This is a genomic window from Brevibacterium senegalense, from assembly GCF_000285835.1.
In the GTDB taxonomy this organism is placed as follows: domain Bacteria; phylum Actinomycetota; class Actinomycetes; order Actinomycetales; family Brevibacteriaceae; genus Brevibacterium; species Brevibacterium senegalense.
In genome coordinates this window covers 100,327-119,255 of record NZ_HE978603.1, presented here as the reverse complement: position 1 = coordinate 119,255, position 18,929 = coordinate 100,327, and the positions used below count along the sequence as shown (strand labels likewise).

Annotated in this window: 21 protein-coding genes; 19 read left to right on the top strand and 2 right to left on the bottom strand. The window is 70.9% G+C overall.

The features are described from left to right. The first annotated feature begins 97 nt into the window (after positions 1-97). The 3 genes from ffh (at position 98) to HGBR_RS08265 (ending at position 2,563) form a co-directional block, all read left to right on the top strand. Complete coding sequence (gene ffh / locus HGBR_RS08275) at positions 98-1,702, top strand: signal recognition particle protein (protein WP_019158868.1); 1,605 nt, start codon at positions 98-100, stop codon at positions 1,700-1,702. 190 nt (positions 1,703-1,892) lie between these two features. Further along, a complete protein-coding gene (gene rpsP, locus HGBR_RS08270; protein ID WP_019158867.1) occupies positions 1,893-2,330 on the top strand; it encodes a 30S ribosomal protein S16 in 438 nt (145 codons plus the stop codon). A gap of 2 nt (positions 2,331-2,332) precedes the next feature. Then, positions 2,333-2,563: an RNA-binding protein gene (locus HGBR_RS08265; protein ID WP_019158866.1), complete on the top strand. Its 231-nt coding sequence runs from the start codon at positions 2,333-2,335 to the stop codon at positions 2,561-2,563. A 71-nt stretch (positions 2,564-2,634) separates the two neighbouring features. Here the strand turns inward: HGBR_RS08265 and HGBR_RS08260 are convergent, their stop codons facing one another. Beyond that, a complete protein-coding gene (locus HGBR_RS08260; RefSeq protein WP_020693884.1) occupies positions 2,635-4,134 on the bottom strand; it encodes an outer membrane protein assembly factor BamB family protein in 1,500 nt (499 codons plus the stop codon). A gap of 181 nt (positions 4,135-4,315) precedes the next feature. Between HGBR_RS08260 and rimM the strand changes: the two genes are divergently transcribed. From rimM to HGBR_RS08195, 12 genes are all read left to right on the top strand, one after another. Next, positions 4,316-4,828 carry a ribosome maturation factor RimM gene (gene rimM / locus HGBR_RS08250; RefSeq protein WP_019158865.1) on the top strand — a complete coding sequence of 171 codons (513 nt, stop codon included), beginning with the start codon at positions 4,316-4,318 and terminating at the stop codon, positions 4,826-4,828. Further along, positions 4,828-5,661, top strand: coding sequence for a tRNA (guanosine(37)-N1)-methyltransferase TrmD (gene trmD / locus HGBR_RS08245; protein WP_019158864.1), 834 nt, complete (start codon positions 4,828-4,830; stop codon positions 5,659-5,661). The genes rimM and trmD overlap by 1 nt, the downstream gene beginning before the upstream one ends. A 163-nt stretch (positions 5,662-5,824) precedes the next feature. Further along, positions 5,825-6,166, top strand: a complete 342-nt coding sequence (rplS, locus tag HGBR_RS08240; RefSeq protein WP_019158863.1) for a 50S ribosomal protein L19 — start codon at positions 5,825-5,827, stop codon at positions 6,164-6,166. A gap of 78 nt (positions 6,167-6,244) precedes the next feature. Further along, a complete protein-coding gene (gene lepB / locus HGBR_RS08235) occupies positions 6,245-6,838 on the top strand; it encodes a signal peptidase I (protein WP_051013366.1) in 594 nt (197 codons plus the stop codon). A gap of 30 nt (positions 6,839-6,868) precedes the next feature. Beyond that, positions 6,869-7,561, top strand: a complete 693-nt coding sequence (gene lepB, locus HGBR_RS08230) for a signal peptidase I (protein WP_245533302.1) — start codon at positions 6,869-6,871, stop codon at positions 7,559-7,561. Further along, positions 7,562-8,254 (top strand): ribonuclease HII, encoded by a 693-nt coding sequence (locus tag HGBR_RS08225; protein ID WP_019158860.1) that lies wholly within the window; start codon positions 7,562-7,564, stop codon positions 8,252-8,254. Positions 8,255-8,277: 23 nt separating this feature from the next. Further along, positions 8,278-8,595 carry a DUF2469 domain-containing protein gene (locus HGBR_RS08220; RefSeq protein WP_019158859.1) on the top strand — a complete coding sequence of 106 codons (318 nt, stop codon included), beginning with the start codon at positions 8,278-8,280 and terminating at the stop codon, positions 8,593-8,595. A 153-nt stretch (positions 8,596-8,748) separates the two neighbouring features. Beyond that, positions 8,749-9,105, top strand: a complete 357-nt coding sequence (locus HGBR_RS08215) for a YraN family protein (RefSeq protein ID WP_019158858.1) — start codon at positions 8,749-8,751, stop codon at positions 9,103-9,105. Further along, complete coding sequence (locus HGBR_RS08210) at positions 9,102-10,655, top strand: YifB family Mg chelatase-like AAA ATPase (RefSeq protein ID WP_019158857.1); 1,554 nt, start codon at positions 9,102-9,104, stop codon at positions 10,653-10,655. Before HGBR_RS08215 ends, HGBR_RS08210 begins: the two co-directional genes overlap by 4 nt. Before the next feature lie 3 nt (positions 10,656-10,658). Beyond that, entirely contained in the window at positions 10,659-11,870 is a 1,212-nt protein-coding gene (dprA, locus tag HGBR_RS08205) for a DNA-processing protein DprA (RefSeq protein ID WP_019158856.1), read from the top strand. A 15-nt stretch (positions 11,871-11,885) separates the two neighbouring features. Then, positions 11,886-12,929, top strand: a complete 1,044-nt coding sequence (locus HGBR_RS08200) for a tyrosine recombinase XerC (RefSeq protein ID WP_019158855.1) — start codon at positions 11,886-11,888, stop codon at positions 12,927-12,929. A gap of 82 nt (positions 12,930-13,011) precedes the next feature. Continuing rightward, positions 13,012-13,977: a protein kinase family protein gene (locus tag HGBR_RS08195; RefSeq protein ID WP_245533301.1), complete on the top strand. Its 966-nt coding sequence runs from the start codon at positions 13,012-13,014 to the stop codon at positions 13,975-13,977. Between the two features lie 7 nt (positions 13,978-13,984). On the opposite strand, the gene HGBR_RS08190 is transcribed toward HGBR_RS08195, so the two are convergent. Further along, complete coding sequence (locus HGBR_RS08190) at positions 13,985-14,998, bottom strand: D-alanyl-D-alanine carboxypeptidase family protein (protein ID WP_245533300.1); 1,014 nt, start codon at positions 14,996-14,998, stop codon at positions 13,985-13,987. A gap of 453 nt (positions 14,999-15,451) precedes the next feature. On the opposite strand from HGBR_RS08190, the gene rpsB reads away from it, so the two are divergent. From rpsB to frr, 4 genes are all read left to right on the top strand, one after another. Then, positions 15,452-16,360: a 30S ribosomal protein S2 gene (gene rpsB, locus HGBR_RS08185; RefSeq protein WP_019158852.1), complete on the top strand. Its 909-nt coding sequence runs from the start codon at positions 15,452-15,454 to the stop codon at positions 16,358-16,360. Positions 16,361-16,428: 68 nt separating this feature from the next. Continuing rightward, positions 16,429-17,256, top strand: coding sequence for a translation elongation factor Ts (gene tsf, locus HGBR_RS08180; protein ID WP_019158851.1), 828 nt, complete (start codon positions 16,429-16,431; stop codon positions 17,254-17,256). A 181-nt stretch (positions 17,257-17,437) separates the two neighbouring features. Continuing rightward, positions 17,438-18,196, top strand: coding sequence for a UMP kinase (gene pyrH / locus HGBR_RS08175; RefSeq protein ID WP_051013384.1), 759 nt, complete (start codon positions 17,438-17,440; stop codon positions 18,194-18,196). A 119-nt stretch (positions 18,197-18,315) separates the two neighbouring features. Continuing rightward, entirely contained in the window at positions 18,316-18,873 is a 558-nt protein-coding gene (gene frr / locus HGBR_RS08170; RefSeq protein ID WP_019158849.1) for a ribosome recycling factor, read from the top strand. Positions 18,874-18,929 lie beyond the last annotated feature (56 nt).

The following is an 18,929-nucleotide window of genomic DNA, read 5'->3' as shown; positions in this document are numbered from 1 at the left end:
GTGCGGCGGGGCTCATGTGTGCGGCGGCCCCAGCCGCGATTGGTACCCTGGTGAGCTGACCCTGCGGGGCCACTGAATCCATCCTGCGAGGAGTGCTGTGTTCAACTCACTGTCCGACAGGCTGACGTCGACCTTCAAGAATCTGCGCGGCAAGGGCCGCCTGAGCGAAGCCGACGTCGACCAGACCATCCGCGAGATCCGCCGCGCCCTGCTGGACGCGGACGTCGCGCTGCCCGTCGTGCGCGCCTTCACCGGCAGCGTGCGCGAGCGGGCGCTGTCGGAAGAGGTGTCGCAGGCCCTCAACCCGGGTCAGCAGATCGTCAAGATCGTGAACGCGGAGCTGGTCGAGATCCTGGGCGGGCAGACCCGTCGCATCCAGTTCGCGAAGCGGCCGCCCACCGTCATCATGCTCGCCGGCCTCCAGGGTGCGGGCAAGACGACGCTCGCGGGCAAGCTGTCGCACTGGCTCAAGCAGGAGGGCCACCGCCCCATGCTGGTGGCGGCGGACCTCCAGCGGCCCAACGCGGTCAACCAGCTGCAGATCGTCGGTGAGCGCGCCGGCGCCTTCGTCTACGCGCCGGAGCCCGGCAACGGTGTGGGCGACCCCGTCAAGGTCGCCACGGACGCGATGGAGGTCGCGAAGTCCAAGCTCCACGACGTCGTCATCGTCGACACCGCCGGACGACTGGGCATCGACGAGGAGCTCATGCAGCAGGCGCGGGACATCCGCGACGCGGTGAGCCCGGACGAGATCCTCTTCGTCATCGATGCGATGATCGGCCAGGACGCGGTCGCGACCGCGCAGGCGTTCGACGAGGGCGTCGACTTCACCGGCGTCGTCCTCTCGAAGCTGGACGGCGACTCGCGCGGCGGTGCAGCACTGTCCGTCGCGCAGGTGACGGGCAAGCCCATCATGTTCGCCTCGACCGGCGAGCAGATGACGGACTTCGAGCTCTTCCACCCGGATCGGATGGCCGACCGCATCCTCGACATGGGCGACATCATGACGCTCATCGAGCAGGCGGAGCGCACGTTCGACGAGAAGGAGACGGAGAAGCTCGCCAAGAAGGTCCAGGCCGGCGAGGACTTCGACCTCAACGACTTCCTCACGCAGATGGCCGCGCTCAAGAAGATGGGCTCGGTCAAGAAGCTCTTCAGCATGATGCCGGGCATGAGCGAGCACAAGGCCGCGCTCGAGCAGTTCGACGATCACGAGATCGACCGGATCGAGGCGATCGTGCGGTCCATGACCCCGCTGGAGCGGACCAACCCCAGGCTGCTGAACGGCTCGCGCCGACTGCGCATCGCGAAGGGCTCCGGCACGACCGTGACCCAGGTGAATCAGCTCATGGAGCGGTTCGCGCAGGCGCAGAAGATGATGAAGCAGATGCGCGGCGGCGGGGGGATGCCCGGCATGGGCGGCGGCCGTTCCCGAGGCCCCCAGGCCGCACCGGGCATGCCCGCCATGCCGCAGATGCCGGGGATGGGCGGACCCGGCGGTGCGTCCAAGCGCAAGAAGGGCAAGAAGAAGCCCGCCGGCAAGTCCGGCAACCCGGCGAAGCGGGCGGAGGAGGCGCGGCTGGCAGAGCTGCGCCGCCAGGGCAAGGAACCGCAGCAGAAGGGCGCCGCGTTCGGCGGCATCGACCTGGGCGAGGACGACATCGATCTGTCGAAGTTGCCCAAGGGCTTCGGCGGCTTCTGAGCCGCCGCGGATCCGGGCGGGGCGCCGGTTTCGTCCCGGCCACCCGGATCTGGCATAATCGGTCGCTGTACCCGAGCGTGCGCGGACCCTCTCAACCGCGAGCGCTCGACTACACGCAGAGTCCGCATACCGGCTGTCCCCACGGCCGGGTCCGTCCTCTCACACCTCATCAGAAGGAGACACCACTCTCGTGGCAGTCAAGATCCGCCTCACCCGCATGGGCAAGATCCGTGCACCGTTCTACCGCGTCGTCGTCGCCGACTCCCGCACCCGCCGGGACGGCCGTGCGATCGAGCAGATCGGCAAGTACCACCCCACCGAGGAGCCCTCGGTCGTCGAGATCGACTCGGATCGCGCGCAGTACTGGCTGTCCGTGGGCGCGCAGCCCACGGATCAGGTGAAGGCGCTCCTCAAGCTCACCGGCGACTGGCAGAAGTTCACCGGCGAGGGCGAGGCCGTCAACACCGTCAAGGGCGCGAAGGCGAAGGAGTCGTTCGAGGCTCCGGCCGCGGCTTCCGTCATCGTCGAGAAGAAGGACGAGGCTCCGGCCGAGGCCGCTTCCGACGAGGCCGCTTCCGACGAGGCCGCTGAGGCTCCGGCCGACGACGCCGAGCAGACCGAGGCCTGATCATGCTCGCCGACGCACTCGACCACCTGGTCCGCGGCATCGTGGACCATCCCGACGACGTCTCCGTGCGCTCGCGCGGCGGCGGACGCGGGACGACCCTCGAGGTCCGGGTCCACCCCGACGACCTGGGGCGCGTGATCGGGCGCGCTGGCCGCACCGCGAAGGCGCTGCGGACCGTCATCGGCGCGCTGGCCGGCCGCGATCGCGTCCGGATCGACCTCGTCGACGGCTGAGCGCCGTCAACGGACTGGGCCCCGCATCTCCTCACGGAGATGCGGGGCCTTCGTCGTCCGGTGGCCCGCCGTCAGGAGACCGCCATGCGCAGGCGCGTGGTGCCCGATGCGTTGGACACGAGCGCGATCACTCCCGGTGCCGCGAACAGCGCCTCGTCCGCCGTCTCCTCCGTCCAGACCTCTTCGCCGGTGTCGGCCGCGAGCGCGACCAGACGGTCGTCCGCCAGCGCGACGTACTCGTCCAGTCCGGGGACGTACGTCGTGGAGATGACGGAGTCGGCACCGTCGTAGGACCACAGCTCCTCACCGTCGTCCAGCCGGTGCGCGGTGAGCACCGCGTCCGCGCCGGGCAGAGCGATGGCTCCCCGGCCGTCGGACCCGGGGGAGACCGGGTCGTTGCCCAGGTAGCCGTCCAGCTCGTACCCCCAGCCCTCGTCCAGTCCGGCGGGGCCGGCGGCGGTCCAGAGGTCGCGGCGTGAGCCGGTGGCGGCAGAGCCGCCCGTGAGGTCCTCGCCGTCGGGTGAGGCGACCGCACCCGCCCAGTACTGCCCGTCGAACGACATGTCCGGGGACTGCACGCAGTAGGCGAAGCCCACGGCGGACCTCCGCACGAACGCCTCGCAGGGTACATCGTGGGGCAGTGGGTCCGCGATGAGTTGCGCGCCGTCGGTCCACGCGTCCACTGTCAGGAACTCCGGTTCGGCCGCCTCCGTCGAGAGGTAGAACATGTCCCCGCCCATGTCCGACAGGTGGACCGGAGACTCGTAGGTGGAGGGGTCGTAGGCCGCGGTGAGACCGTCGAAGGCGACGGCGTCGACCGCTCCCGTCGCGACCTCGATCCGGTTGAGCGTGGGCTGGTACGACGAGCGGATGACCTGGTAGACGTACTCGTTCGTCACGCCGTTCGCGGCGGTGAGGGAGGTGCCGATGACGTCTGTGACCGGCTCCCACGCCTGCCGCCCGGTCGCCGTGTCGACACCGATGGCCACGGGGACGGAGGGCATGTCCGCGTTCGACTCGCCCCAGCAGTCGTCGGGGTACAGCGACGCGTCCGCGCCGTGGTCGGCGGTCAGCAGCAGCACGTCGTTCGCAGGGCCGCCGCCCGCTTCGTTGCCCAGCCGCATCTCGAAGGCCTCCGGCGGGGCGCATGCATCCACCGCGGCCGGCTCGAACCGCCACACCTCCGCACCGTCCTCCCAGTCGACGGCGACGATGGGGAGCCCCGGCTCGTCGAGCTGGACGTAGAGATGCTCGTCGTCGCCGCGGACGGCCGGTTCATACGTGCCGGTCAACCGGACGCTCGGCAGCGCGAAGACCTCGGCGCCCGTGGAGTCGTGCACGGAGAGGGTCTGCGCGTCGTGGTCGTGGAGCACGACGCGGTCCCCGTGCGCGGCGACCGGCGAGGCCGCGACGTCCAGGTGGGCCCACTCGGACCACTGGACGCCCTCCGCGGTGGCGGCAGGGGTCTGCGCCGCGGGGGTCTCAGCCGATTCCACCGTGGGCGTCGGGGACGAACAGGCGGTGAGGGCGAGAGCGCAGGTGAGGAGGAGAGCTGGGGGACGGAAGGGCATGGACGCTCCTGATGGTCACGGTCAGGGGCGCGCCACCCGCACGCCCGCAGTGCGAAAATAGCAGGGAATCGGTCGACCCACCGGCGACGTCCATCCGGCGGTCGGCACCGCGTGCGTGCGGCCCGCACGGCCCCATGTGGCACGATTGCCTCACCAGCAGACACCCCCCTCCAGGAGAACCATGAGTCAGGTCGCGGCCCGTCTGGGCAAGCCGCACGGCATCCGCGGTGAGGTCACCGTCGAGGTGCGCACCGACGATCCGGACGCCCGTTTCGTCCCGGGCGCGGTCTTCGAGACGGACCCGGACATCGGGGAGCTCACCCTCGAACGCGCCCGCTGGCACCGCGACCGCCTGCTGCTGACCTTCGCCCAGATCTCCGACCGCACGCGGGCGGAGGAGGTCCGGAACACGCTGCTGCTGGTCGATGCGGCGGACGATGAGGACGAGGACGATGCGTGGACCGTCGACGAGCTCGTGGGTCTCGAGGCGCACCTGGAGGCCGGCGGTCTCGTGGGTGAGGTGACGGACCTGACGGTGGGTGCGGTGCAGGACCTGCTGCACGTGCGCACCGTCGACGGCCGCGAGGTGCTCATCCCGTTCGTCGAGGAGATCGTGCCGGAGGTCGACCTGGAGACCGGTCGCGTCCTCCTCACCCCTCCGTCCGGACTGATCGAGGACGGCGAGGACGCCTGATGCGGCTGGACGTCCTCAGCATCTTCCCCGACTACCTGGCACCCCTGGAGCTGAGCCTCATCGGGCGGGCGCGGGAGAAGGGTCTGCTGGACCTGACGGTCCACGACCTCCGGGACTGGACGCACGACCGCCACCGGACGGTGGACGACACCCCGTACGGCGGCGGCGCCGGCATGGTCATGAAGCCCCAGCCGTGGGGCGAAGCACTGGACGCGCTGCTGGGAGCCGGTGCGGCCTCGGCGGAGGAGGCACCGGCCCCGGAGGACGGGACGGCCCCCGTCCTCATCGTCCCCAGCCCCGCCGGTGAGGTCTTCACACAGGCGACGGCACGGGAGCTGGCGGAGCGGCGCCACCTCGTCTTCGCGTGCGGCCGGTACGAGGGCATCGACCAGCGGGTGAGCGACTGGGCGACCACCCGCATGGAGGTCCGGCCCATGAGCATCGGCGACTACGTCCTCAACGGGGGCGAGGTCGCGGTGCTCGTCATGGTCGAGGCGATCGCCCGCCTGCTGCCCGGCGTCATCGGCAACCCGGAGTCGCTGGACGAGGAGAGCCACGAGGACGGACTCCTCGAATACCCGGTCTACACGAAGCCCGCCGTCTGGAGGGACCACGCCGTCCCGCCCGTCCTCCTGTCCGGGGACCACGGGAAGGTCGCCCGCTGGCGGCGGGACGAGCGTCTGCGCCGGACCGCGCGCGTCCGCCCCGACCTCCTGGTGGCCCTGCCGCAGGACGCGCTGGACGCCCACGACCGGGCGACCCTGGCCCAGGCCGCCGCGGATCAGGAGCCCACCGCCGGAGTTGAGGCGGCAGGGCCGGATCTGGCAGAATAGGCGCTTGCGTTCGTTGCGGCCGCTCTGCCTCGGGGGAGACGGCGCCCGCGACCGCGCCCGCCCTGCGGGCCCGGTCGGACGGACGAGACCATCATCCTCGCGGTGCACCCGCGGGACTGAACCACGATCACGCGTCCCGGGGCGAATGATCAGGAGAGACATCATGCAGAAGCTTGATTTCGTCGACCAGAAGTCGATGAAGACCGACGTGCCGGAGTTCCGCGCGGGTGACACCGTGTCCGTCGACGTGCGCGTCATCGAGGGCAGCCGCTCCCGTATCCAGGTGTTCAAGGGCGTCGTCATCCGCCGCCAGGGCGCCGGCATCCGCGAGACCTTCACGGTCCGCAAGATCAGCTTCGGCGTGGGCGTCGAGCGCACCTTCCCGGTGCACTCGCCCATCATCGAGAAGATCGAGGTGAACGTCCGCGGTGACGTCCGCCGCGCCAAGCTCTACTACCTGCGCAACCTGCGCGGCAAGGCCGCTCGCATCCGCGAGCGCCGCTGATCCCAGCGCTGCCCCGCAGTGCAGGACGCGCACGCTGTCCACGAGGGCGCGACCCGGTCGACCGGGTCGCGCCCTCGTGTGTTCGCAGGCGGCGCGCGTGCGTGGCTGCGGCTGGGCGGCATCCTCATCGTCGCGGCACTGCTGCTGGCGGGCCTGATCCGCGGACTGGGCGTGCAGTCGTTCCTCGTGCCCAGCGCGTCGATGGCGCCCGCGCTGGAACCGGGTGACCGCATCCTCGCCGTCCGCGCCCCCGCGCTGCTGGGGCAGGTGGAGCGCGGCGACGTCGTCGTCCTGGACGGACGCGGCTCGTTCGTGGGCGGTCTGCCGCCGGACGCCCTGGAACAGGCCGGCGCGTGGTTCGGCATCGGCCCGCGCGACGTCTACTACGTCAAACGGGTCATCGGCACCGGCGGCGACACCGTGCAGTGCTGCGATGCCGACGGCCGGCTGCTGGTCAACGGCGAGCCCCTCGACGAGCCGTACCTGCACGATCCGGATGAGCCGGCCTCGGGCGTGGACTTCGCCGTCCAGGTGCCGGAGGGCCGCGTCTGGGTGCTGGGGGACAACCGGTACGACTCGACGGATTCCCGGGACCTGCTGGGACGGCCCGGCGGCGGGATGATCCGTGAGGAGCGCCTCATCGGCACCGTCCCGGGCGCGGACGGATCGTGACCATGTCCGGCACGGCTAGACTGGGCGATCGTGAGCGGAGAAGACGGCGTGCAGGGTGAGAAGAAGTCCCTGTGGGGCATGGTCCGCGAGTTCGCGATCATCATCGTCATCGCCCTCCTGGTCTCCTGGACGCTCAAGACGTTCGTGATCCGCAGCTTCCACATCCCGTCCGCCTCGATGGAGCAGACGCTCGAGGTGGGCGACAGGGTCATGGTGAACCAGCTGTTCTTCAACGAGATCCAGCGCGGCGACATCGTCGTCTTCGACGATCCCGGCGGCTGGCTGGCACCGGGCATCAGCGAGCAGTACAAGCCCAACCCCGTCCTCGTGTTCCTGGGCCTGCAGCCGGCGGATGCAGGCACCCAGCTCATCAAGCGGGTCATCGGCGTGGGCGGCGACACCGTCGAGTGCTGCGACGACGAGGGGCACCTGCTGGTCAACGGCGAGCCGGTCGACGAGTCCGCTTACCTGCACCCGGACGTCGCGCCCTCGGACGTGCCGTTCTCCGTCGAGGTGCCGGAGGGCCACTACTGGGTCATGGGCGACAACCGCAGCAACTCGCTGGACTCGCGCTACAACATGGACTCCGCCGGCGGGCCGTACATCCCGGAGGCCGGGATCGTGGGCGAGGTGTTCGTCATCAACTGGCCGCTGGAGCGACTGCGCTGGATGGGCGGCGCGGACCCCGCGTTCGAGACCGTCCCGGATACGCCGGCGGGCTGAGTGGCCGTCCACGACATCACCACGCACGACACCGAGGCCCGCTGGGCTCAGTCGTCCGGTCTCCGCTGGCTCGTGGGAATGGACGAGGTGGGCCGGGGAGCACTGGCCGGTCCCGTGGGCGTGGGCGCGGTCCGCATCGACGCGCAGGCGGTGACGGCGGCCTCGGGCGAGGACCCGATCCCCGCGGGTCTGCGCGATTCGAAGCAGGTGCCGCTCACGCGTCGGGCCGCACTGGCGGAGGAGATCGCGCAGTGGCGTCCCCAGCACGCGGTCGCGTACGCGAGTCCGCAGGAGATCGACGCGGTGGGCATCACCCTGGCCCTCAACCTGGCAGGGCGACGGGCGCTCGCGGCGCTGGCCGGGCACGGACCGGTCGAAGGGGTGCTGCTGGACGGTGTCCACGACTGGCTGTCCGCACCGCTGACGCTCGACGCCGCCCTCGTGTTCGGGGAGGCTGCGGACGTGGAGATCCCGCCCGTCACGACGATCGTCAAGGGCGATGCGTGCGTGGCGACGATCGCGGCCGCCAGTGTGCTCGCCAAGGTCCACCGCGATGCGCTCCTGCTCGAGCTGGACGCGCAGACGCCCGGCTACGGCTGGGCCACCAACGCCGGTTACGGGTCCGCCGCCCACCGGGAGGCGATCCGCACCCGAGGGATCACGCCGCACCACCGGCGGTCCTGGTCCCTCTGAGCCGCATGGTTAGGATGACGCCTATGAGCACAGATGAGCTTGAGAACTACGAAGCGGATCAGGAGCTCCAGCTCTACCGGGAGTACCGGGACGTCGTGGGACTCTTCACGTATGTCGTGGAGACGGATCGGCGGTTCTACCTGGCCAACACGGTCGATCTCAAGGCGCACGAGGCGGGGACGGACGTCTACTTCGAGCTGACGCTCAAGGACGCGTGGGTGTGGGACACCTTCCGCTCCGCCCGCTTCGTCAAGCACGTCCACGTCCTCACGTTCAAGGACGTGAACATCGAGGAGATCGCGAAGTCGGACCTGGAGCCGCCCACCTCCCTGCGCCGTTGAGCGCACGGCTGAACCAGCATCGCTGAGTCTGCGTCACAGGGCCGGTGGCGCTGCCGACGTCGATCCGCACCGCGGCCTGTGCACGAGGTCTCGCCGATCCACAGGTGAAGCGGAGGCCTCACATCCTGCCGGGCGACCGCCTGTCCTGGGTGCATGAGACGACAGACCCTGGGCAGACGCGGCGAGGACTTCGCCGCCGACCATCTGGAAGCGCGCGGATGGACGATCCTCCAGCGAAACTGGCGGTGCGAGCACGGCGAGATCGACATCATCGCGAGCACGCCGGACACGGGCACCGTCGTGTTCGTCGAGGTGCGCACCCGGTCGACGACGAATGCGGGCCACCCGCTCGAATCGATCGGCACGCGCAAGGCCGCGCGGATGCGGCGGACGGCCGGGGCCTGGCTCTCGCAGCAGCCGCACTTCGTCCCGTCGTTCCGCATCGACGTGATCGGGCTCGTGTGGGCGGGTGCTGAGCCCCTGCTCACCCACCTCGAGGGGTTGGAATGAGTGCGGCGGCGACGGAGATCCGTCCCGTCGAGCTGGGGCGCGCGGAGGCGATCGCGCTGTCCGGGCTGGACGGCACCGCCGTGGCGGTCGAGGCGAGCGTGAACCCCGGGATCCCCGGAATCGAGGTCGTGGGACTGCCGGACGCCTCCGTCAACGAGTCCCGGAAGCGGATCCGTGCGGCCCTCAGCAACCTGGGGGTCCGCCTCAAGGCGATGCGGTACACGGTGTCGCTGGCTCCGGGCAGTGTGCGGAAGGTGGGCAGCGGCTTCGACCTGGCGATCGCGATGGCGATCCTGGGGGCGGAGCGGGTCGTCGACCCGGAGCTCACCCGCGGGGTCGTCTTCTGCGGGGAACTGGGCCTGGACGGACGCATCGTGCCGGTGCCGGGTGTGCTCCCCACGATCGTGTCCGGACTGCGCGCGGGCTTCACGCGCTTCGCGGTGCCCGCCGGTTGTGCCGAGGAGGCGCAGCTGGTGCCGGGCGCGCAGGTGCTGTCGGTCGCCAGCGTCGCGGAGTGCGCAGTCCGCTGCGGCGCGACGATGGCGGCGCCGCCGGTCGAGGTGGTCCGTGAGCGGACGGGGACCCACGGCCAGCGACCGCAAGTGCACGACCTGGCGGTGGTCCAGGGGCAGGACGACGCGCGCTTCGCACTGGAGATCGCCGCGGCCGGCGCGCACCACCTCCTCATGACCGGTGCACCCGGGGCGGGCAAGACGCTCCTGGCCGGGTGCCTGCCGGGCCTCCCGCCCCCGCTGGACGAACGCGCCGCGGTCGAGGTGCTGGCACTCGCCTCACTGGCGGGCACCTTCTCCGCCCAGGACGTGCCGCCGCTGCCGCCGTACGAGACGCCGCACCATCGGACGACGACGGCGGCGATGCTGGGCAGCTCGCGACCCAACAGCGTGGGCGTGCTGTCCCGCGCGCACCACGGCGTCCTCTTCATGGACGAGGCACCGGAGTTCTCACGTGACGTGCTGGAGGCGCTGCGCGAACCGTTGGAGTCCGGCTGGTGCCGGGTGTCCCGCAGCTGGGGGTCCGTCGACCTGCCCAGCCGGTTCCAGCTCGTCATGGCGGCGAACCCGTGCCCGTGCGGAGCCGGCGGGACGGGACGCGCCGGCTGCACGTGCACCCCGCACGACCGCCGGCGGTACCGCGGTCGGCTGTCGGGGCCCCTGCTCGACCGGATCGATCTGCGCCTCGACATGCTGCCGGTCACGCCCGCGGACGTGCATGCGGGGGTGGAGCGGGAGTCGTCTGCCCAGGTGCGCGCCCGCGTGGTCGAAGCCCGGCGGATCCAGGCGGAGCGGTACGCGGACTGCGCGTGGGAGACGAACGGGCAGACTCCGGGCGGATGGCTGAGACGCCACTTCCGGTTCGCGGCCCGCGAGACCCGCCTGCTGGACCGGAGCCTGGAGATCGGAGCGCTCACGATGCGGGGCTACGACCGTGTGCTGCGCGTCGCGACGACGATCGCGGACCTCCAGGGCGCGGACCGGCCCGGCGCGGACGAACTGGGCGCGGCCCTGCTCATGCGGACCCAGGAGGGATGAGCGATGAGTGAGACGCCTGACCGCACGGACCGGGAGGCGGCCGCCGATCTGGTGCGGCTGGCCGAACCCGGCGACATCCGGCTGGCCGCCCTGATCCGCGCGGTGGGGCACCGGGAGGCCCGGGCGCTCACCGTCAGCGGGCAGGACGGCGACCGGCGCCGCGCCACGCGGGCGATCACGGAGGAGCTGGGCGTGGACGACGCGGGGGAGAGCACGACCGCGCACGGAATGCGGGTGAGCGACGCGTTCCGGCGGTGGCAGCTGCGCATCGAGTCGCTGGACGGCGCCCGCGATCTCAGGATCATGGAGCGGATGCAGGCCCGGATCGTCCTGCCCGGCGACGAGGAGTGGCCCGGCCGGATGTACGACCTGGGCGTCCAGGCGCCCTTCGCCCTGTGGGTGCGGGGGCCGGCCCGGCTGGACCGCGCACTGGAGAGCTCCGCGGCGATCGTGGGGTCGCGCGCGGCGGAACCGTACGGACTCGCCGTCACGAAGACGCTCGCATGGGACCTGGTCGCCGCGGGGCTCACGATCGTCTCCGGCGGGGCCTACGGCGTGGACGCGGCAGCGCACCGCACAGCGCTGTCCGCCGGTGGCGCGACGATCGCCTTCCTGGCCTGCGGTGTCGACGTCCACTACCCGCGGGGCAACGACTCGCTGCTGACGCAGATCGCGCAGGAGGGCGCGCTCGTCTCCGAGTGCGCACCGGGGCAGTCGGCGATGCGGCACCGCTTCCTGCTGCGCAACCGGCTCATCGCGGCCGCCGCCTCGACGACGATCGTGACGGCGGCGGGGCACAGGTCAGGGGCGCTGCACACCGCGAACCGCGCGGCCGAGCTGCTGAGACCCGTGGGTGCGGTCCCCGGTTCCGTCCTGAGCGACCACGCCGCCGGCTGCCACCGGCTCGTGCACGAGGGGGCGGCCGTGCTCGTGACGGACGCGCACGATGTCCTCGCACTCGCCGGTCCGCTCACCGATCTGCCGGAGGAGGCCGGTGAGGAACAGGCGACGCTGCGCATCACGGACGCGATGAACCCGGAACAGCTCCAGATGTATTCCGCGCTGCCCGTGCGCCGCGGAATCGACGTGCCCACCCTCGCCGCGCGGGCGGGGCTCAGCATCCCGGCCGCGATGTCCGCTCTGGGCATGCTCGAACTGGCCGGACACGCCCGGCGGACGCCGCACGGCTGGACGAAGGACACCGCGAGCGGCTGAGCGTACCCTGGAGGCATGCCTGCTTCCCCCACGGGCGACCTGATCGCGCGGCACCTGCACGATCCCGCCTACATCGATGCAGTCCAGGAGTTCGACGAGCACCTGCGCCTGGAGCGCGGCGCGTCTGTGCACACGCGGCGGGCCTACCTCACCGATGTCTGCGGTCTGCTCGCTCCGCTCGAGGGTCCGGACGGCCGGGGTCTGCCGCTCGCGGACATCGAGGCGGGCAACCTGCGCGCCTGGGTGCTGGGGATGTCCCGCGACGGCGCCGCGCCCACGACGATCGCACGACGGATCGCCGCCGTGCGCCGCTTCTTCGCCCTGTGCGCGCGCACCGGACGGATCGCATCGGATCCGTCGACCCGCCTGCGCTCGCCCAAGAAGCCCTCGCGCCTGCCCGCGGTCCTCCAGCAGGAGCACGCGCAGACGATGCTGACGGATGCCCACGAGGCGACGCAGGGCCGGGCCCGGTCGACCACCGGGGCCGCAGAAGCCGTCGGTGCGGACCGAGCGACCCCGGACAGTGCGGGTGGAGGGACGGGAGACCCGACGGCCGTGGCGCTGCGGGATGCCGCCGTCCTCGAGCTGCTCTATGCGACGGGGCTGCGCGTGGCCGAGCTCGTGAGCCTCGACGTCGACGACGTGGACCGCGGCTCCCGCCTCGTGACCGTCGTGGGCAAGGGCGGGAGGATGCGCCGGGTCCCGTTCGGCGCACCCGCGGGACGGGCACTGGACGCGTGGCTGGGGGAGGGGAGACCCGTCCTCGCGACGGAGTCCTCCGGTCCGGCCCTGCTGCTGGGGGTGCGCGGAGGACGCCTGGACGTGCGGCAGGTGCGCCGCATCGTGCAGGCCGCGACCCGTGCGGTGCCCGGAGCTCCGGCGCTCTCCCCGCACGGGTTCCGGCATTCGGCCGCCACGCACATGGTGGAGAACGGCGCGGACATCCGGCAGGTGCAGGAGTATCTGGGACACGCCGCGCTCAGCTCGACGCAGATCTACACCCACGTGTCCCGTGGCCGTCTCGCCGCTGTCTACCAGCAGGCGCACCCGCGCGCGTGAGGTGACTGTGGATCGGCACGACCGAGCGATGCTCTCCGCGAGACGCGCCCGTCATGAGCGCGCAGCCGCTGTGCTGGCCCGCTTGGAGGACGATGAGCTCCATGCACTGCTCGATGATGCTGAGCAGACCGGGGCGGTGGGCGTCGGAGGCGCTTCCTCGACTGTCTCGGTCGACGGTGACCGTGTCTTCGTCAAGCGGCTCCCCGTCACCTCTCTGGAGCTGGCGCATCCGCTCAGCACAGCGAACCTGTTCGGTCTGCCGGTCACCTGCCACTACGGAATGCACCCCCTGGGCAGTCCCGGCTTCAGCGCGTGGCGCGAACTGGCAGCGAACCGCGCTGCATCTGATGCCGTCCTCGCCGGTAGGACGGCGACCTTCGCCCTGCTGCACCATTGGCGGGTCCTTCCCGGGCGCCCTCCGCCTACCGCAGAGCACGAGGATGTCGACGCGGTCGTGGCGCAGTTCGGCGGTGATCAGGCAGTGCGGGTCCGGCTGGAGGAACTGGCTGCGGCACCTGCGAGCGTGGTGCTCGTCCTCGAACATGCACCTGTGCCGCTGCTCGACACGCTGACGGACCCCTTGCGAATGGCGGATTCGCTAGAGCGGCAGCTTCTCGACGTCGTCGCGTCGTTGCGTGAGCTGGGGATCCTGCACATGGATGGACACTTCGGGAACCTTCGGTCCGATGGCGAGCAGCTGTATCTCGTCGACTTCGGGTTGGCGACCTCGACCCATTTCGAACTCTCCGACACGGAGCGCGTGTTCTTCGACCACCATCGAGGCCACGACGCCGACTACGCGGCGATGCGCCTGGTGAACTGGTTGGTCACGTCCGTGTGCGGGGACTTCGCCGCGACGTCGGCGGGCCTTCTCGCGCGTGATGCGTACGTGCAGCGCTGCGCAGACGGCGACCTCCCACCGGACGTGCCGACGCCCGCGGTGGGGATCCTCTCACGACACGCGCCCACTGCCGCCAGGATGAACGATTTCCATCGACGGCTGGTCGACGGCGATTCCTCCGCACGGTACGTCAGGGTCGAGGGATGACTGCTCGTCAGCCGGAGCCCCCCGCGTACTCCCAGTGCCAGGCCTCCGGCAGTGACCCCGACTGGCGGGCCCAGGCCGGGTGCACCCAGCCGAAGCGCGGCGCGTTCTCCCGCATCCACGTGTGCGCGGGGGTGCCGAAGCGGTTGATCCCGCTGCCCAGATCCACCGCCAGGCCCCACCCGTGCGTCGAGGTGCCGGGCGTCGCCGCCATCCGCCCCTTCCGGCGCTTGAGGATCACCTGGGTCTCGTAGTCGCGGTACGCGTCCGTCACAGAGACCGGATGACCGAACCGCTGTCGGAACGCGGCATTCAGCTCCTCGAACGCACGGGCGGCATCGCATCGCAGCAGCTGACCGGGTGCCGACTGCAGGGGGCAGAGAGCGACGGCGGGGATACGGCCGTTGCTGTGCCCGCCCCACGCCCCGGCACCGCTGCGGCCGTCGTCCTCCGATGGCGGCGGCAGCTCGTCCGGTGCCTGCGACTGCGGCAGGAGGACGACATCACCACGACTGAAGAACGGCAGCGGATCGTGGTAGTCCGTCTGCTGGTCCACGGGTCGCACCCCCACGTGGACGCAGCCCTCCGCGCAGTGCGCCGGCGTGGCGACGTGCCCCACCGTGTGGCCCGCGAAGACCTCGTCCCCCGTCGCCACCGCGGCGTCGACGTTCTCCATGCTCATGACCCAGCCGTCGATCTCCAGGCTCACGACCGGCTTCCCGGCCACTGATCCCGCGAAGCGCACGGTCGCGTGCGCCGGCGCGCGCAACGGCTCCCCGGGCAGCGCGGACAGGTCGACGCCGCGATGCCCCGCGTGCCAGTCCTGCTCCGGTGGGTCGAAGGCCCGCACGACGCTGGGCAGCGGCACCGGCGACACCCAGTCGGTCGGGTGGTCCGCAGCGGCGACAGAGGCGTGTGCGGCGGAAACATGCGCGACGGACCCGCCGGTCCACACGAGTGCCACCGCCGCCAGCACCGCCAGCCGCCGTCTCAGCCGCCCTGTCATCCCCACCTGTGCGTCCATGGGACCAGGCAAGCGGAGAACGCGGGGAAGGAGGGTCATGGGGCTCGGCCTGTGGAGGACTCCGCGAACCTCCCCAGTTGCGCGTGCGCACGACGGGCCCTCTGTCGGCGCGCAGGTGTGCGCAGCCCGGGGGGGCATCGATTGGATCGCGGTGGCCCGGGGCAGTAGGATGCTCCCAGCAGCAGTGTGTCCGGACCGACGGGCCCAGTCCGCACCGGGCGCACGCTGACTTCGCGCATCCGATCAACCATTCCCGGCCGACGGTGCGAGCACGTGCTCGCCGGTGGGGGATGCGGGTGCCAGGCAGAAACCGGAAACGCTGAAACGGATCCCTCCCGCTCGCACCTGCTCCCCGCCTCGCGCGGACGGGCGTGCGCGCACAGGGGCCGTCCCCAGCCTGACAGACGTGCGCAGGCCCGCGGATGCGGGACGCACGTGGAAGGAGTCGTCGGCATGGCCGTCGTCACCATGCGCCAGCTGCTCGACAGCGGCGTCCACTTCGGACACCAGACCCGTCGTTGGAACCCCAAGATGAAGCGCTTCATCTTCACGGAGCGCAACGGCATCTACATCATCGATCTCCAGCAGACGCTGGGCTACATCGACACCGCGTACGACTTCGTGAAGGAGACCGTCGCACACGGCGGCTCCATCCTGTTCGTCGGCACGAAGAAGCAGGCCCAGGAAGCGATCGCCGACCAGGCGACCCGCGTGGGCCAGCCCTACGTCAACCAGCGCTGGCTGGGCGGCATGCTCACCAACTTCCAGACGATCTCCGGTCGCCTCGCGCGTCTGAAGGAGCTCGAGGAGATCGACTTCGAGGACGTCGCATCGTCGATGTACACGAAGAAGGAGCTCCTCATCCTCCGCCGTGAGAAGGAGAAGCTGGACCGCACCCTGGGTGGCATCCGCGACATGCAGCGGACCCCGTCTGCCGTGTGGATCGTCGACACGAAGAAGGAGCACCTCGCGGTCGACGAGGCGCGCAAGCTGGGCATCCCGGTCATCGCGATCCTCGACACCAACTGCGACCCGGACGAGGTCACGCACCCGGTCCCGGGCAACGACGACTCGATCCGCTCCGTCAACCTGCTGACCCGCGTGATCGCGGACGCGGTGGCCGAGGGCCTCATGACCCGCCACGGAGTCGACGAGGGCGGCGAGAAGAACGTCTCCGCCGTCGAGCCGCTGCCGGAGTGGGAGCGCGAGCTCCTCGAGGGCCAGCCCGAGGCGCCCGCCGCCGAGGCCGCTGAGACCCCCGCTGCAGAGGCACCGGCCGCTGAGGCACCCGCCGCAGAGGCCGCCGAGGCGCCCGCCGCCACCGAAGCCGCCGAGGCCGACTCCGCGTCGTCCGAGGCCTGATCGACCACGCCGGCGGCCGGCCCACCCGGCCGGCCGCGGGCGCACATCTCCCACAAGAAGGAGTGCGTATGGCCAACTACACCGCAGCTGACATCAAGGAGCTCCGCGAGAGGACCGGCGCGGGCATGATGGACGTCAAGAAGGCTCTCGACGAGGCCGACGGCGACCAGGCGAAGGCGATCGAGATCCTGCGCGTCAAGGGCCTCAAGGGCGCCACGAAGCGTGAGGGACGCGCGACCTCCGACGGTCTCGTCGCGACCCACGTCGAGGGCGGCGTCGGCACGATGATCGAGTTCAACTCGGAGACGGACTTCGTCGCCAAGTCGGACAAGTTCATCGAGCTGGCCGACCGGATCCTGGCCCTGGCCGTTCAGCACAACGCCACGGACGCGGAGTCGTTCCTCACCGTGGACGTCGACGGCAAGCCCGTCTCGCAGCTCATCACGGAGGGCGGCGCATCGCTGGGCGAGAAGGTCGAGCTCAAGCGCGTCGCACGCGTGGAGGCCGCCAAGGTCGAGTCCTACCTGCACCGCACGAACAAGGACCTGCCCCCGCAGGTCGGCGTTCTGCTGGGCTACGAGGGCGACAGCGCGGAGGCGGCGCACGACGTCGCAGTCCACATCGCCGCGCTGAGCCCCACCTACTTCTCCCGCGAGGACGTCCCCGCGGAGCTCGTGGAGAAGGAGCGCGCGATCGCGGAGGAGACCGCACGCAACGAGGGCAAGCCGGAGCAGGCGCTGCCGAAGATCATCGAGGGCCGCGTCAACGGGTTCTTCAAGGAGAACGTCCTGCTGGACCAGGGCTTCGCCAAGGAGCCCAAGAAGTCCGTGGCCTCGATCCTCGAGGAGGCGGGCGTCACCGCGACCGGCTTCGTCCGGTTCCGCGTGGGCTCCTGATCGAGCTCTGATCCCACCGCCGCGCAGGCGGTCGGTCACGTCCTGGCAGGGCGGCACCCCCACGGGTGCCGCCCTGCTGGCGTCCGGTCGCGCATAACCCCGGTAGACTCTTGCGCGGCCCACGGGAGTCGACCCGCTCCCGGCGGTCTGACGCGCCCCCTTTCACGCAGGAGTCATGACGATGAATGACACGCCGGTCCACACCTCAGCCCGACAGTCCGTTCCGACGCAGCGCTCCGGCAGGCGTCGGGTCATGCTCAAGCTGTCCGGCGAGGTCTTCGGCGGAGGGTCGGTGGGCGTCAACCCGGACGTCGTCTCCCACGTCGCGAAGCAGATCGCGCAGGCCGTGCCGGCCGTCGAGGTGAGCATCGTCGTGGGCGGCGGCAACTTCTTCCGCGGCGCGGAGCTGTCCCAGCGCGGCATGGACCGCACGCGCGCGGACTACATGGGCATGCTGGGCACCGTCATGAACTGCCTGGCGCTGCAGGACTTCCTGGAGCAGGCCGGCGTCGACACGCGCGTGCAGACCGCCATCCCCATGTCCCAGGTCGCGGAGTCCTACATCCCCCGTCGCGCCATCCGCCACATGGAGAAGGACCGGATCGTCATCTTCGGCGCCGGTGCCGGTATGCCGTTCTTCTCCACGGACACGGTCGCCGCCCAGCGCGCACTGGAAATCGACGCGGACGAGGTCCTCATCGCGAAGAACGGCGTCGACGGCGTCTACGACGACGATCCCCGCACCAATCCGCAGGCCCGGAAGCTCGACACCCTCACCTATCAGGACGCGCTGGTGCGCGGCCTCAAGGTCGTCGACGCGACGGCCTTCTCCCTCTGCATGGACAACGCACTGCCCATGCGCGTCTTCGGCATGGAGGACGAGGGCAGCCTGCGCCGCGCGATCGCGGGCGAGCCGATCGGCACGCTCGTCACCGCCTGACCTCCCGGCGCCCGCCGGGCACGTAGAATCAGCACGAGACCACCAGCCGGCCCCCGCTGGGCAGGACCCTCGGGTCCGACCGGCGGGGATCCGACCGCGAACGACGAAACGAGGACATCGTGATCCAGGAGACTCTCACGGAGGCGCGCCAGAAGATGGACAAGGCGATCGAGGTGACGCAGGAGCAGTTCGGCACCGTCCGGACCGGCCGTGCGAACCCCGCCCTGTTCTCGAACCTGACGGTCGACTACTACGGCGCGCCCACCCCGCTGCAGCAGCTGGCGTCGTTCCAGGTGCCGGAGGCGCGCACGATCCTCATCACCCCTTACGACCGGGGGTCGCTGGGCGACATCGAGAGCGCCCTGCGCAACTCAGACCTGGGCGCGAACCCGGCCAATGACGGCAACATCATCCGCATCGTGCTGCCGCAGCTCACGGAGGAGCGCCGCAAGGAGTACGTGAAGCTCGTCAAGACGAACGCGGAGGACGGCAAGGTCTCCATCCGCAACATCCGTCGCAAGGCGAAGGATTCGCTCGAGCGCATGTCGAAGGACGGCGAGGTGGGCGAGGACGAGGCCGACCGCGGCATCAAGGAGCTCGACGACGTCACGAAGGCGAAGACGGACGAGATCGACCGCCTCCTCGCCGCCAAGGAAGCGGAACTGCTCGAGGTCTGAGCGCACGTGTCCGGTCCCGTCACCGCCGGTGCCCCCGGCGACGCACCCCTGCCGAC

Excerpts from the sequence above, each read along its gene's own strand:
- HGBR_RS08265 (WP_019158866.1), top strand. The coding sequence starts at position 2,333 with ATGCTCGCCGACGCACTCGACCACCTGGTCCGCGGCATCGTGGACCAT.
- HGBR_RS08260 (WP_020693884.1), bottom strand. The coding sequence starts at position 4,134 with ATGCCCTTCCGTCCCCCAGCTCTCCTCCTCACCTGCGCTCTCGCCCTC.
- rimM (WP_019158865.1), top strand. The coding sequence starts at position 4,316 with ATGAGTCAGGTCGCGGCCCGTCTGGGCAAGCCGCACGGCATCCGCGGT.
- trmD (WP_019158864.1), top strand. The coding sequence starts at position 4,828 with ATGCGGCTGGACGTCCTCAGCATCTTCCCCGACTACCTGGCACCCCTG.
- rplS (WP_019158863.1), top strand. The coding sequence starts at position 5,825 with ATGCAGAAGCTTGATTTCGTCGACCAGAAGTCGATGAAGACCGACGTG.
- HGBR_RS08220 (WP_019158859.1), top strand. The coding sequence starts at position 8,278 with ATGAGCACAGATGAGCTTGAGAACTACGAAGCGGATCAGGAGCTCCAG.
- HGBR_RS08215 (WP_019158858.1), top strand. The coding sequence starts at position 8,749 with ATGAGACGACAGACCCTGGGCAGACGCGGCGAGGACTTCGCCGCCGAC.
- HGBR_RS08210 (WP_019158857.1), top strand. The coding sequence starts at position 9,102 with ATGAGTGCGGCGGCGACGGAGATCCGTCCCGTCGAGCTGGGGCGCGCG.
- dprA (WP_019158856.1), top strand. The coding sequence starts at position 10,659 with ATGAGTGAGACGCCTGACCGCACGGACCGGGAGGCGGCCGCCGATCTG.
- HGBR_RS08200 (WP_019158855.1), top strand. The coding sequence starts at position 11,886 with ATGCCTGCTTCCCCCACGGGCGACCTGATCGCGCGGCACCTGCACGAT.
- HGBR_RS08190 (WP_245533300.1), bottom strand. The coding sequence starts at position 14,998 with ATGGACGCACAGGTGGGGATGACAGGGCGGCTGAGACGGCGGCTGGCG.
- rpsB (WP_019158852.1), top strand. The coding sequence starts at position 15,452 with ATGGCCGTCGTCACCATGCGCCAGCTGCTCGACAGCGGCGTCCACTTC.
- tsf (WP_019158851.1), top strand. The coding sequence starts at position 16,429 with ATGGCCAACTACACCGCAGCTGACATCAAGGAGCTCCGCGAGAGGACC.
- pyrH (WP_051013384.1), top strand. The coding sequence starts at position 17,438 with ATGAATGACACGCCGGTCCACACCTCAGCCCGACAGTCCGTTCCGACG.